This is a genomic window from Bartonella sp. OT172YNZD, assembly GCF_042193725.1.
GTDB classification, from domain to species: Bacteria; Pseudomonadota; Alphaproteobacteria; order Rhizobiales; family Rhizobiaceae; genus Bartonella; species Bartonella grahamii_A.
In genome coordinates, this window is sequence record NZ_JBHILZ010000013.1 from 28234 (window position 1) to 42329 (window position 14096).

Consider the following 14096-nt stretch of genomic DNA (forward strand, 5'->3'; position numbering starts at 1 on the left):
CATAACACTTCTCTCAAATTTCACGCCCCTCACCCATAAGAAGCCGGCATCCCCACGTAGGAAGCCCAAACATCTCCCACCGAAATATTCTGCCCTCCAGTAAACGCCCAGACATCACAGCTCCCTCTTCAAGCCTCTGTTGCCGAAGGATCACGCTTCTCCGGTTCGATACTTTTTGCATTCACTGGTACAATCTCGATACGCGAAACTGTTTTAACCTCCCCTTCTCCAGTCCCCTGAAGAGGCAACACTTTTGCAAGAAGCGAAAAAAACGGAACGGGATTATTCAGAGCATGATACTGAAGATAAGACACCAGCCCATCTTCACCATAGTGATAGCCAGCCTGCTCCGCCGCTGTAAGAAGAGCTTCATTAAATCGCTTTGTTGTTTTATTCAAAGCCCCTTTTTTCCGCCCTCTTCGACGTAAGGGAAGACAATGTTCATCTACCATCATCATGTTCCTTCCAACTAAAGAGAAACCAAAGCCTCAAAAACAACCAGAAATTTAAAAAAAATGGGACACACCCTAAAAGATAAAAAACACGCACAAAGCACAAAACCTCCGCATCATTTTACAGATCACCGTTTTTACGCTTTTACATCATTACAGAACAAAGCCAAATGAAACTCCCAAACCATTACCCCGCATCGCTCTGTAAACACGGGTCTGTCAACAATCTGATTTCTCGTCTATCAGATTCCCCTGCTGATTATTTCATATGGCTATCCCACACCTCAAAGAAGGCTGTTTCATCAAACACGCCAGATAAGCTCTGATCTACAATTCGACTTCAAAAAGTAAATTTTCCTCTGCTGGATAAAGCTTCCACCCCGCATCGGTTTTAAACTATAATCCAACCTCTGCCCCAGTAAATTCCCCTACTAACATCAGATTACCGCCCCTAAACATCCCTATTTTACAATATAACAGACTAGAAAATCTTTTAATTGTTCTTGCCAATCTTCTAAAATTACTTTATCACTCAAAGGATATTTTGGTCGTCTACGCAGCGATCAATAAGGGATAGTAAAGCCCTAAGCTCTAGCGTAAGAATGAACCCACTTTGTGGGTGTCCCGGGATTCCGGGAGATTTTGCTATGTCCAGGTGTGATAAGCACTAAAAGCAAAAATGCTGACTAGAGCTCAGTACTTTACTACTCCCGGAATACCAATGCGAGGGCGCTCGCAACCGGAGGGGAGCTTGAAGTGCAAATTAAGAATTCACATTTCAACGACATTTCAATAGGTAAAAAAATCCGTCATAGAAGAATTTCAATGGGACTTTCTCAAAAGGAATTAGGAAGCCATTTAGGTGTCAGTTTCCAACAAATCCAAAAATATGAAAAAGGTTTAAATCGTGTAAGCGCAGGATGTTTGCTCGAAATTGCTAAAAAACTAGAGGTTCCTATGAACTTTTTTTATGCGGACCTTTTAACAGCAGATATTTCCACAAAAGAAAATGTCTTACACCACGATCAAGACACCTATAGTGAAAAAGAACACGCCCTTTTAAAAAACTTTAGAGAGCTCAAAGCGAAAAAACAAAAAGCAGTTTTGTGGTTGATTTCTGACTAGACAAAAGCACACCAACTAAGCTCTGATCTACAATTCGACTTCAAAAAGCAAATTTCCTCTGCTGGATAAAGCTTCCACTCCGCACCGGTTTTAAACTATAATCCAACCTATTACCCAATAAATTCCTCTACTAACATCAGATTACCGCCCCTCAAAGAATCCCTATTTTACAATATAACCGTATAGCAAACATTTTAATTTTTCTTGCCAATCTTCTGAAATTACTTTACTAATGAGGCAATTTTGGTCGTCTACGCAACGACCAAGAGGGGTTAAAAGCCCTAAGTTCAGTACATAAAAATCGATACCACTTTGTGGGTATCTCCCGGATTCCGGGAGCTTTTGCTATGTCCAGGTGCTTCTCAGCACTAAAAGCAAAAGGCTGACTGAACTCAGTACTTTTAACTCCCGGAATACTCATGCGAGGGCGCTCGCAACCGGAGGGGAGCTTGAAGTGCAAATTAAAAATTCACATTTCAACGACATTTCAATAGGTAAAAAAATCCGTCATAGAAGAATTTCAATGGGGCTTTTTCAAAAAGAGTTAGGAAGCTATTTAGGTGTCAGTTTTCAGCAAATCCAAAAATATGAAAAAGGCTTAAATCGTGTAAGCGCAGGGTGTTTGCTCGAAATTGCTAAAAAACTAGAAGTTCCTATGAACTTTTTTTATACTGATATTTTTGCAGAAGAAGAACTTCCTACAAAAGAAACTCTCTTACAGCGTGATCAAGACACCTATAGTGAAAAAGAACACGCCCTTTTAAAAAACTTTAGAGAACTTAAAGCGAAAAAACAAAAAGCAGTTTTGTGGTTGATTTCTGACTAGACAAAAGCACACCTATCGACATCCAACACCCTTAAAATATAAGCTTCAGATCACGACACCTCAAAGAATGCTGTTTCATCAGACATGATAGATAAACCCTGCCCTAAAATATTCCCTCACACTTTTCTCCAGTCAACCGCGCTTAACATCCCTCTTCATCCCAGCTTTCCTCGCTCCATTCACAAATGCGTCCCCCTAGTTCTCTGAACACATTCCATGCCATGATAAAAGCATACACAAAGCACAAAGCCTCTGCTCCGTTTTTACAGATCACCGTTTTTACGCTTTTCCATCTTTACAGAAAGCAGCCAAACGAAATTTCCAAACCAGCCCACGACTCAATAAACAAGTGTCTGTTAACAATTCCACTTTTTATCGCGTACATTGCATTTGGGCAACCACCTCTCACCACCCCTCAAAGAATGATGTTTCACCAGAAACGGACAGATAACCCCTACCCTCCAATATTCAGACACTCTCACAAAAAGCACCGTATAAATTGATATGCTTGAAGGTCCATCAACGGCATATCCTTGCCTCTAATGCCCCCATCTCACCCTACCTCAAATGACAATACTTTACAGCATAAGGCATAAGAAGATAATGAGATAATTTTTAAGATACAAAAAAATGCTCTCATTTTCCAAATCTGTTAATTTTTCTTGCCAATCCCTTGAAATTACTTTATCACTCCAAAGGTGCCTTGATCGTCTACGCAGCGATCAATAGGGAGTTGAAGCCCGAAAACTCAAACGTTAATTTACCCCACTTTGTAGGTGTCCCGGAGTTCCGGGAGTTTTTTCTATGTTCAAGTGCCATGAGCACTAAAAGCAAAAAGCTGATTTGAGTTCAGTGCTTTCAACCTCCCGGAATACTCATGCGAGGGCGCTCGCAACCGGAGGGGAGCTTGAAGTGCAAATTAAAAATTCACATTTCAACGACATTTCAATAGGTAAAAAAATCCGTCATAGAAGAATTTCAATGGGGCTTTTTCAAAAAGAGTTAGGAAGCTATTTAGGTGTCAGTTTTCAGCAAATCCAAAAATATGAAAAAGGCTTAAATCGTGTAAGCGCAGGGTGTTTGCTCGAAATTGCTAAAAAACTAGAAGTTCCTATGAACTTTTTTTATACTGATATTTTTGCAGAAGAAGAACTTCCTACAAAAGAAACTCTCTTACAGCGTGATCAAGACACCTATAGTGAAAAAGAACACGCCCTTTTAAAAAACTTTAGAGAGCTCAAAGCGAAAAAACAAAAAGCAGTTTTGTGGTTGATTTCTGATTAGACAAAAGCACACCAATCGAGATCCCTCGCTCATATCCCCATCGATCTAAAGCTTTACCTGATTGATATCACCGCCCCTCAAAAAACAGTTTACGGCATCATCGGATAACAAACATCAAAACCTTGGGAAAACACTTCACCACTCTCACAGAATTTCATCAAGAGATCTCATCTGATTTAAACGCACAATTCCGATTGTATCATTATGATACCTTTTTACATTTATCTTGTCAAGTTTTTATATTTTTCTTTTGATATTTTTGTGTTTTTCTTTAAAGGAGCCACATCCCTCAAAACACCTCTCCTGCAAAATGCCCCTCATAAAAAACACAATGTCCAAAACAACAAAAGTTAAAATAAGATTGCCCCTAAATAGGATGACCATTGTATTTCTCATTCACCCACTTATTAGAAAAAACATCTCTCAATGCTTCTCACACCCATTTCACGGATATTCCCCACACAAACATATATGCAAATATAATTGTTAAATTCCGCATAGAATATAAAAGCCAACCACGATTTTTCTCTCTTCACATCTCCTTACACCTCACCCCTGCAATCTGTTCACAGCCATTCCCACACTCTCCTCTCCAGCCAACGCACGAACAGCACACTTCATCCCAGCTTTCCTCCTTTATTCACGAAGACTCTTCCCGACAATCTTGTTACCACTCCACACCATGACAATATATTGATTTATAAGAAATAATTTAGCGTTATTGATATTGATTGAGAGTTCCAAACATCGTAAGATTCTCTCATTTCAAATCTCTTTATCTTGAATCAATCAAAATCATTCGCTTGCACATCAAAAGCGAGAGGAGCCCCGTGTGGATAAAAAACGATTAAGAAAGGAATAAAAATGGCTCTTATGAACCATCTCAAGTGCCAAGAGCTGTCGCAACACCCACGAGCTAGCAAATATAATGATAGTGCCGGCTTGCTTCTTCATAAGCATAAAGATAGGGAGTGCTCAATGGATTTATCATTATACCATGACAGAAAACATGCACAATATATCAATCCATAAGTTCTTCGCTTCACTTTTACAGATTCACATTTTCACGCTTTTACATCTTTACAAAATGAAGCCAAAGGAAAGGTTCACCACCCCGCACCGCTTTGTAAACACTAGTCTGCAACAATCTGATTTCTCGTCTATCAGATTCCCCTGCTGATTATTTCTATGGCTATCACGACACCTCAAAGAATGCTGTTTCATCAGACAAGACAAATAAACCCTGCCCTAAAATATTCCCCACACACTCTTCTCCAGCCAACACACTTCAACAACACTCTTCATCCCAGCGTTTTCCCGCTCCATTCACAAATACGTCCCCTAGTTCTCTAACCACATTCCACGCCATGATAAAAGCATACACAAAGCACAAATCCTCCGCATCATTTTACAGATTCACATTTTCACGCTTTTACATCTTTACAAAATGAAGCCAAATAAATTTTCCAAATACCACGCAACAATTTGATAAAAACAAAACACCTTTCCAACAATCTCAAACAACAGATTTCTGTAAAGAGTTTATATGAATTTGAATGATCAGATCTGACTATTAAATTGGCATATAGAGCCGTAGGACAGAAAGTAATTTTCTATAAGACAGAAACGATAAAAGCGCTACATAACTGAGGCAGAACATGAAGAATTGCGAACCGATAAAACGATACCTTTTTTCATTACAATACTGAAATTGTAAACAAGACGACGGATAATTGTCGACTGAATATGTAATATTACGTATGTAAATTTTTATTGATTAATTCAATCCCAACATTTCCCCTGAAACACATTTCTCCATTATCTACTTCTTTGAGACAAACCGGCAAAGGGGTTTTATCTATTATAAGTACGTATATAATAACGCGTTACTCCAGCCTCATCATAAGAAACAAAAGACAGGATACCTATATCTATTGGTGTTATTCTATAAGTCAAAGTGACACCGTTTTGCTGTTTTTTGGGTTGATCTGTATAGATCACGTTATATCCATTCCGTCGCAACAAATCAATAAATACAGGAGTAAAGTTGTCTTCTGTGTTACTTTTTTTCACAATAAGTGTTGTTGTAGCGGGCGGTAAAGGTTTTTTAAGATTCCGAAAAAAATCGTTAGCAATTAATTTTATATCATCTTTCGTAATATTTGGACTAACATAACTTGATGAATAATTATTGATAGATGCACAACCAGCCACCAAGACAAGAGGTAACGGAAATAAATATTTTGACATCTTAACTCCCCTATTAATTGCATCCTCTCTTGAGAAGCTCCTACACCAGAAATAAGAGCATCCTTTCTAAGAGTAGCACTAACAACATATTGCTTTACTATCAAGCGTTAGTGAATCAATTTCTCACTTGTTAAAAAAAACGACCACCATCTCTCATAGTACTCAAAGCTTATGCTTAACACACAAAATATATATGTTAAAAGTACACAAAACACATGTAAAGCACGTAGTATATATTTAATATATGTATACTTACTTTCATGATGTGTTGTATTACATATTATTTAAGACAGATTTATCAGTAAAGAAGTACAGACATTGGATAACTTTCTAAGAAATAAAATGATATTTTTTATCCCCATAATATTGAAATTATCACTTGATCGAAGAGTAATTATTATTTGAATATTTGGTTTTTTACTGGGCATTTAGATGCCGACTTCTCCCACTGTCTACCAATTTGTACCGATATTATTTCTTTTTTGGGGTCGATATTTACTCTCATCATTAGCTGTTTTATGTGTTTTTGAGACAATTGTGAAGCTCTACCCTAAAACAACGAATGAAATTTCCAAAATACCACGCGACAATTTGATAAAAACAAAACACTTCACCACTTAATTCCACAGCAAGCTTATCCCCACCCCCTTTCATTCTTTCTCCATTCTAGGGAGGGGTATCTACTCCTCACACGCCCTCCCTTCTTCCCTTCGCACCACCCAACCCTCTTATCCACACTCTCCATCTTATCATCCATGCGCACTCTCTCCATCCTCCATTCCCCCAAATTCCTCCTCTCCAGCCAACGCACGAACAGCACTCTTCCTCCCAGCTTTCTCCTCCATTCACGAAGACACTTCCCCACAATCCTGTCACCACATTCCACGCCATGATAAAAGCCAAACATGACAAAAAACACGCACAATACATAAATCCATAAGTCCTCCGCTTCATTTTACAGATTCACATTTTCACGCTTTTACATCTTTACAGAATGTAAGCCAAATAAATTTTCCACATCACCACCCCACACCGCTCTATAAACAATGGTCTATAAACGAACCCAGCTTTTTGCCCAGTAGCCCTTACAGTTTTCAGACTACCCTCCTCAACCGACAGCACTTCATCAGGCGCAACAAATCAAGCCCTATCCCGTGAATATTCTAGCTCTTCACTCCCCTTCAAAGAGTAGTGTTTTACGGCATAATAGAATAGAAAATTCTTGATTTTTCTTGCCAAGCTTCTGAAATTACTTTATCACTTAAAGTGTAATTTTGGTCGTCTACGCAACGATCAAGAGGGATTAAAGGTCCTAAGCTCTAGCGTAAAAATGAACCCACTCTTGTGGGTGTCCCGGAATTCCGGGAGATTTTGCTATGTCCAGGTGCAGTAAGCACTAAAAGCAAAAAGCTGACTAGAGCTCAGTACCTTTAACTCCCGGAATACTAATGCGATGGCGCTCGCAACCGGAGAGGAGCTTGAAGTGCAAACCCAAAATCCACATTTTATCGATATTTCTGATTAAGCAAAAAACGAGATTTATAATCCATATTTTGCACTTTTTTAAAAAGTACCCAATCTTATAGTCTTTGATATTATTTTAATTTTTCTTGCCAATTTCCTGAAACTACTTTATGAATTGATCTGTGTTTTTGATCGTCCACGCAACGGTCAATAAGGAGTTGGATTCCTTAAAACTTAACACATAAACAATTATGGCTATCCCGGAAATTCCGGGGGCTTTTGTTATGTCCAAGTGCTATAAGCACTAAAAACAAGAGACTGTTTAAGTTCAGTGAATCCAACCTCCCGGAATACCAATGCGAGGGCGCTCGCAACCGGAGGGGGGGCTTGAAGTGCAAACCAAAAATCCACATTTTATCGACATTTTGATAGGCAAAAGAATCCGTCATAGACGCATTTCAATAGGACTTTCCCAAAAAGAATTAGGAAGTCATCTGGGAGTCAGTTTCCAACAAATCCAAAAATATGAAAAAGGCTTCAATCGTGTAAGTGCCAAATGTTTACTCGAAATCGCCCAAAAACTAGATGTCCCCGTAAACTTTTTTTATGCAAACCTTGCCACAAAAGAAGATCTTTCAACAAAAGAAACTCTCTCACACCACAATCAAGAAACATACAGCGAAAAAGAACACACCCTTTTAAAAAACTTTAGAGAACTCAAATCGAAAAAACAAAAAGCAATCTTGTGGCTGATTTCTGATTAAGCAAAAGCGCACTAATCAACGTTATTCGCTAATATATCCAGCACCCTAAAATATAAAATTCAGATCACCTCTCCTCAAAGGATGATGTTTCATCAAACGCGACAAATACGTCCTATTCTAAAATATTCTTGCCCCTTCACCACCCTAAAGTAAGATCACTGAAAGCGCCGGTCAATCGCTCTTCAAAAACGAAACTTTCCCCCTCCATTCCCCACACTCTCTACTCTCGTCAATTTCCCTCCGCTTCATCCCAACTTCCCCCTCCATTCACAGAGACTGTTTCCCCATTTATCTCACCACATTCCATGCCATGACAAAAGCATACACAATGCACAAATCCTCCACTCCTTTTTCACGAATATACGTTTTTACGCTTTTACGTCATTACAGAATAAAGCCAAATAAAATTTCCACATCACTACCCTCCGCTGCTCTGAAAACAATGTTCTACAATTTAACTTCTTACCTAGCAAATTTCACTTGAACAACCACTTATTACCCCTCCTCAAAAGACGCGCTTCTTCAGACTCGACAGTCCAGCCTAAAATATTCCCCACACCCTCTCACAAAAAACACTTGATAAATTGATATGCCTAATATCACCATCCCTCCAAATCACGCCGTTTTATGACATATTAATTTTTCTTGCCAAGCTTCTGAAATTACTTTATCACTTAAAGTGTAATTTTGGTCGTATACGCAACGACCAAGAGGGAACTGAAAGCCCTAAGCTCTAGCGTAAAAATGAACCCACTCTTGTGGGTGTCCCGGAATTCCGGGAGATTTTGCTATGTCCAGGTGCAGTAAGCACTAAAAGCAAAAAGCTGACTAGAGCTCAGTACTTTCAGACTCCCGGAATACCAATGCGAGGGCGCTCGCAACCGGAGGGGGGCTTGAAGTGCCAACTAAAAATCCACATTTTATCGACATTTTGATAGGTAAAAGAATCCGTCACAGACGCATTGCAATAGGGCTTTCCCAAAAAGAGTTAGGAAGCTATTTAGGTGTCAGTTTCCAACAAATCCAAAAATATGAAAAAGGCTCAAATCGTGTAAGCGCAAAATGTTTGCTGGAAATCGCCCAAAAACTAGATGTCCCCGTAAACTTCTTTTATGCAGACCTTGCCACAAAAGAAGATCTTTCAACAAAAGAAACTCTCTTACACCACGATCAATACACCTATAGCGAAAACGAACACGCCCTTTTGAAAAACTTTAGAGAGCTCAAATCGAAAAAACAAAAAGCAATCTTGTGGTTAATTTCTGATTAGGCAAAAGAGCACCAATCAACATTATTCCATTCATATTCCCCTTAAGTCAAATTCAACCCCCCCCTTCAAAGAGCAATGTTTTACGGCAAACTAGGATAATCAGCTGCATTTTTGTTGTCACTTATAATTTTCCAATGACTTTTGAATGCCTCAATTAGTCTTTTTTAGTGAACTCCAAGACGGCTGACTGCTCGTCGAATGATGTCTATAGCGAGGCTCATATGATTGTTCATCTAAATGAAGATCACGAATATCTGGAATGTAGATTTCTTGTGTTTCGCGCAACGGTGCAACTTTATTGTTTAATGCACTATCAATAAGCTTTTCTAACCAATTGTAACTCTTAATATTATCCTGCTCTAGGAAGAACGATCTGATCTCTTCTAAAAGATTATCCAACCCATGCCCTTCTTTAAAAGCACGCTCTCTTTGTTCACACATCATTGGAAATGTATAGCTATCTTCTCATTTTTCTGATATAGATGATGCTTCAATTTCTGGATCATTCACTTTAAATCGATCAACGCTTTCTCCACTTTTAACAGATATCTAATGCTCACCTCTAATAGGATCAAAAACTCTCGCCCCTTGCTCCTTCCTAAAAGAAATGTCTTGTTGAAGAAACAACTTTAATGGATTGGAATCATCCGATGTTAACGACATATCCTGTATTAAAGATGCCACAATTTCCTATTGAAGTTTACTATCACTTATTAACGAATCTTTCCTATCCTCATAGAAATCCTTTAAGCCTTCTGGAATATGCTAATTATAACTCTTCACTCCCTCTGCAAACCAGCTGTTAATTATTTCCTTGTTTGTGGCTAATTTCATGAGATTACACCCCCCGCTTAAATTTCAAATGATCCTTTTTATCAATAAACTCCAATACAGTTTTATTAAAATTCTTGAAAAATTCATTATCTGTTTCTTTTACTTAACTTAATATTTATCATCTTTTAGTTTACTGATAAATAAGTAAACTAAATTAAGATATAGATGATATTTTTAATATACACCTCCACTTAAATTTGCCTTTGTAATAGGAATAGCGAAAATTTTAACCAAAAACAGGTTATGGGTCTTGTTTTTTAAGCCTTTGTCTTGATTAAAAAATGGCAAAGGAGCAAACTTGATTGTGCAGATAATCATGCTCCATCCTCTATTAACCACCAACATAAAGTTGCAATCAATCAAACAATTAAAAAAAATTTTTAGCAAAATTTTAAAGCAGAAAAACGCACATCACCGAAAAAATGAGAGAGCAAAGCGTTTTACGCATCCTCCACCTTTTGCTTAAACAGCAAAACTCCAATCCATCGTCAAAATATCTTCGTCTAAAATTCCCCATGCCACAGATCAGCCCCCTCAAAGAACGATGTTTTACGGCGGATAAACAGCATTTCTCTTTAACGCTTTTACGCACAAAGCAATAAAGCAATCCCGCTTGTGACTTCACTTATAACATTGCAAGAAAATAGCTTTCACTACAAACAGAAGTAAAAGTATCCTACGATATTCGAGAACGCTCATTTAACATGCAAAAACACCGACCACTCCCTTTGCTTTGCAATAAAACACCGTTGTCTCATCGTGAATTTTCTAAATCAGCACGCCTCAAAGAGCGGTGTTTATCACATAATAGGATTATCACCGCCCTTTATAGCGTGAATTTCTCCAAACTTAATCTTCAGGCAAAAATTCCAACCGATCGCCTTGTTTTGTAATTTTCACCGTTGTTTCATCGTGAATTTTTCCAAATAAGATATTTTCCGCCAGTGGGTCTTGAATTTCTTTTTGGATAATCCGTTTAAGCGGACGTGCACCATAGAGAGGATCATAGCCCTTATCGGCAAGAAATTTTCTTACCTCTGGTTCGATTTGCAAGGTTATTTTGCGTTCATTAAGCAAATTTTGCAAATGTTCTATCTGAATATCAACGATCGCTTCCATATCGTGGCGTTGCAATCTTTGAAAGAGAATAATCTCATCAATACGGTTTAAAAATTCAGGGCGAAAAGCCGCTTTGACGACATTCATGACATCATTTTTTGCCTGATCGGTTGTTTGTCCCTCAGACAAAGCAGTTAAAAATTCAGCACCAAGATTAGAAGTCATAATCAACAAGGTATTGCGAAAATCAACGGTACGTCCTTGACTATCGGTCAAACGTCCCTCATCCAGCACTTGTAGCAAGAGATTAAAGATATCAGGATGTGCTTTTTCAATTTCGTCGAACAGAATGACCTGATAAGGTCTTCTGCGTACAGCTTCGGTCAGCACCCCACCTTCTTCATATCCGACATATCCAGGCGGCGCCCCAATCAGCCGCGCACCAGCATGCTTTTCCATATATTCAGACATATCGATGCGCAACATGGCATTGGAGTCTTGGAAAAGAAAAGCCGCAAGAGCTTTGGTTAATTCAGTTTTTCCTACACCGGTAGGACCCAAAAACATGAAAGAGCCAAGCGGGCGATTGGGATCTTGCAACCCCGCACGGGCGCGACGCACAGCGCGGGAAACAGCTTGAACAGCCTCTCCCTGACCAATCACACGTTTGCTAATTTCATCTTCCATCCGCAACAGCGCCTCTCGTTCTGCCTCCAGCATCCGATCAACAGGAATACCAGTCCAGCGTGAAACAATCCGTGCCACATGTTCAGCAGTGACAGTTTCTTCAACGAGATGATTTTGTTGATCATCGTTTTCAGCGATACTCAATTGTTTTTCGAGTTCAGGGATAACGCTATAAGCGAGCTCACCAGCTTTCTGGAATTGTCCATCACGTTGTGCAATAGCCAAAGCATTGCGGGCTTCTTCGAGTTGTTTTTTCAAATCGGCCGCATGTCCTAATTTTTGCTTTTCAGCCTGCCAAGCCGTTGTCATCTCAGCAGACTGTTGTTCCAATGTTTTGAGTTCCTCCTGCACATTTTTCAAACGTTCTTTTGCTGTTGGCTCGACGTCTGTTTTCAAAGCTTCACGTTCAATTTTCAACTGTAAAATACGCCGATCAAGAGCATCGAGTTCTTCAGGTTTTGAATCGACCTGCATCCGCAACCGCGCAGCCGCTTCATCGATAAGATCAATAGCTTTATCAGGCAAGAAGCGATCCGTAATATAACGGTTAGACAACCGCGCCGCCGCAATCAAAGCACTATCTGCGAGGCGCACTTTGTGGTGTTGTTCATATTTTTCTTTAATACCGCGCAAAATAGAGATAGTATCCTCTAAAGAGGGTTCAGGCACAAAGACAGGCTGGAAGCGGCGTGCAAGAGCAGCATCTTTTTCAACATATTTTCGATATTCATCTAAAGTAGTAGCCCCCACACAATGGAGTTCTCCGCGTGCGAGAGCAGGTTTTAGCAAGTTGGAAGCATCCATAGGACCATCGGATTTTCCAGCACCAACGAGATTATGCAATTCATCGATAAAGAGAATAATTTGACCATTTTCAGCTTGTACCTCTGCCAGCACCGCTTTAAGGCGCTCTTCGAATTCCCCACGATACTTTGCACCAGCGATAAGCGCTCCCATATCGAGCGCATGAAGCTGTTTATCACGCAAAGTTTCAGGCACATCACCATTAACAATGCGCAATGCCAATCCTTCCACAATAGCTGTTTTCCCCACCCCTGGTTCACCAATCAGCACAGGATTATTTTTGGTACGCCGTGAAAGCACCTGAATAGTGCGGCGGATTTCCTCTTCCCGCCCAATAACAGGATCAAGTTTTCCTTCGCGAGCATCTTTTGTCAAATCACGAGCATATTTTTGCAAAGCATCATATTGGCTTTCGGCATGGGGGCTTGTTGCTGTTTTCCCCTTCCGCAAATCATTAATAGCCTGATTAAGCGCTTGCGCTGTCAACCCTCCACTTGTGAGAATATCAGCGGTTTTTGCGGTCTTTTCCATGAGCAGCGCTTGCAACACACGCTCTACAGTCACAAACTGATCACCAGCTTTTTTTGCCAGATCTTCCGCTATGTTAAAGACTTTTGCCAACGGCTGAGACAAATAGAGCTGTCCATTTCCCCCTTGTACTTTAGGCAAAGCATCAAGTGCTTCGTTAAGCGCCTTTCGAATGAGAGTAAGATCACCACCCGCTTTTTGGATCAATGATGCTGCCAACCCTTGAGAATCGTCTAACAACACTTTCAACAGATGCTCCGGCATAAACTGCTGATGATCAGAAGAGAGGGCACCACTTTGTGCTGATTGTAAAAAAACTTGCAACCGTTCGCTATATTTTTCCAAATTCATTTTTTTTCCTTAAATCTCAAACCACCACCGCACTTTAAACTCCCCCAACATTTCACAAAAGAGACATCTTCAAAGGACCAACCAATCCCCACCAAACACCGCAAATGATGCCGCATAAAGAAGAACCGTAGTGCTAAAAAGAATATGGGTCCTCACAAGCTCTATAGCAAGAGGGAGAGAAAGGCGCACTGTCATTTTTAAATAAAAACTGCAACTCCCCTATAACCTCACCATCATCCCCCCACCATCACAGTCTCTTCCACACCCCCCAATCCTCGCACCACATTCCATGCCAGACAAAAGCCCAACATGACAAAAAACACGCACAACATATAAATCCACAAATCCTCCGCATCATTTTACAGATTCACATTTTCACGCTTTTACATCTTTACAGA

The 14096-nt window shown here is 39.7% G+C and carries 11 protein-coding genes; 5 read left to right on the forward strand and 6 right to left on the reverse strand.

Features of this window, described 5'->3' with window-relative positions:
• Positions 1 to 128: 128 nt before the first annotated feature.
• The gene (locus ACFIJS_RS06850) at positions 129 to 455 is read right to left on the reverse strand and encodes a hypothetical protein (RefSeq protein WP_375639170.1); all 327 of its coding nucleotides are present in this window, start codon (positions 453 to 455) and stop codon (positions 129 to 131) included.
• A 753-nt stretch (positions 456 to 1208) separates the two neighbouring features.
• Here ACFIJS_RS06850 and ACFIJS_RS06855 point away from each other — a divergent pair.
• Positions 1209 to 1577, forward strand: coding sequence for a helix-turn-helix domain-containing protein (locus ACFIJS_RS06855; RefSeq protein ID WP_375650828.1), 369 nt, complete (start codon positions 1209 to 1211; stop codon positions 1575 to 1577).
• Positions 1578 to 2031: 454 nt separating this feature from the next.
• A complete protein-coding gene (locus ACFIJS_RS06860) occupies positions 2032 to 2403 on the forward strand; it encodes a helix-turn-helix domain-containing protein (RefSeq protein WP_375650830.1) in 372 nt (123 codons plus the stop codon).
• 142 nt (positions 2404 to 2545) lie between these two features.
• Here ACFIJS_RS06860 and ACFIJS_RS06865 read toward each other — a convergent pair whose 3' ends face one another.
• Entirely contained in the window at positions 2546 to 2677 is a 132-nt protein-coding gene (locus tag ACFIJS_RS06865; RefSeq protein ID WP_375650832.1) for a hypothetical protein, read from the reverse strand.
• A 638-nt stretch (positions 2678 to 3315) separates the two neighbouring features.
• Between ACFIJS_RS06865 and ACFIJS_RS06870 the strand changes: the two genes are divergently transcribed.
• On the forward strand, positions 3316 to 3687 hold the full coding sequence (locus ACFIJS_RS06870) for a helix-turn-helix domain-containing protein (RefSeq protein WP_375650830.1): 372 nt from the start codon (positions 3316 to 3318) through the stop codon (positions 3685 to 3687).
• A 1854-nt stretch (positions 3688 to 5541) separates the two neighbouring features.
• On the opposite strand, the gene ACFIJS_RS06875 is transcribed toward ACFIJS_RS06870, so the two are convergent.
• Positions 5542 to 5937 carry a hypothetical protein gene (locus tag ACFIJS_RS06875; RefSeq protein ID WP_375650833.1) on the reverse strand — a complete coding sequence of 132 codons (396 nt, stop codon included), beginning with the start codon at positions 5935 to 5937 and terminating at the stop codon, positions 5542 to 5544.
• 1856 nt (positions 5938 to 7793) lie between these two features.
• Here ACFIJS_RS06875 and ACFIJS_RS06880 point away from each other — a divergent pair.
• Entirely contained in the window at positions 7794 to 8165 is a 372-nt protein-coding gene (locus ACFIJS_RS06880) for a helix-turn-helix domain-containing protein (RefSeq protein WP_375650853.1), read from the forward strand.
• Positions 8166 to 9063: 898 nt separating this feature from the next.
• Entirely contained in the window at positions 9064 to 9435 is a 372-nt protein-coding gene (locus tag ACFIJS_RS06885; protein ID WP_375650834.1) for a helix-turn-helix domain-containing protein, read from the forward strand.
• Between the two features lie 150 nt (positions 9436 to 9585).
• Here ACFIJS_RS06885 and ACFIJS_RS06890 read toward each other — a convergent pair whose 3' ends face one another.
• The 3 genes from ACFIJS_RS06890 to ACFIJS_RS06900 form a co-directional block, all read right to left on the reverse strand.
• Positions 9586 to 9879 carry a hypothetical protein gene (locus ACFIJS_RS06890; protein ID WP_375650835.1) on the reverse strand — a complete coding sequence of 98 codons (294 nt, stop codon included), beginning with the start codon at positions 9877 to 9879 and terminating at the stop codon, positions 9586 to 9588.
• 1239 nt (positions 9880 to 11118) lie between these two features.
• Positions 11119 to 13698, reverse strand: coding sequence for an ATP-dependent chaperone ClpB (gene clpB / locus ACFIJS_RS06895; protein WP_375650837.1), 2580 nt, complete (start codon positions 13696 to 13698; stop codon positions 11119 to 11121).
• A gap of 219 nt (positions 13699 to 13917) precedes the next feature.
• Entirely contained in the window at positions 13918 to 14040 is a 123-nt protein-coding gene (locus tag ACFIJS_RS06900) for a hypothetical protein (protein WP_375650838.1), read from the reverse strand.
• Between the last annotated feature and the right edge of the window lie 56 nt (positions 14041 to 14096).

Coding starts and splice junctions, on each gene's coding strand:
- ACFIJS_RS06850 (WP_375639170.1), bottom strand. CDS start 455: ATGATGGTAGATGAACATTGTCTTCCCTTACGTCGAAGAGGGCGGAAA.
- ACFIJS_RS06875 (WP_375650833.1), bottom strand. CDS start 5,937: ATGTCAAAATATTTATTTCCGTTACCTCTTGTCTTGGTGGCTGGTTGT.
- ACFIJS_RS06890 (WP_375650835.1), bottom strand. CDS start 9,879: ATGATGTGTGAACAAAGAGAGCGTGCTTTTAAAGAAGGGCATGGGTTG.
- clpB (WP_375650837.1), bottom strand. CDS start 13,698: ATGAATTTGGAAAAATATAGCGAACGGTTGCAAGTTTTTTTACAATCA.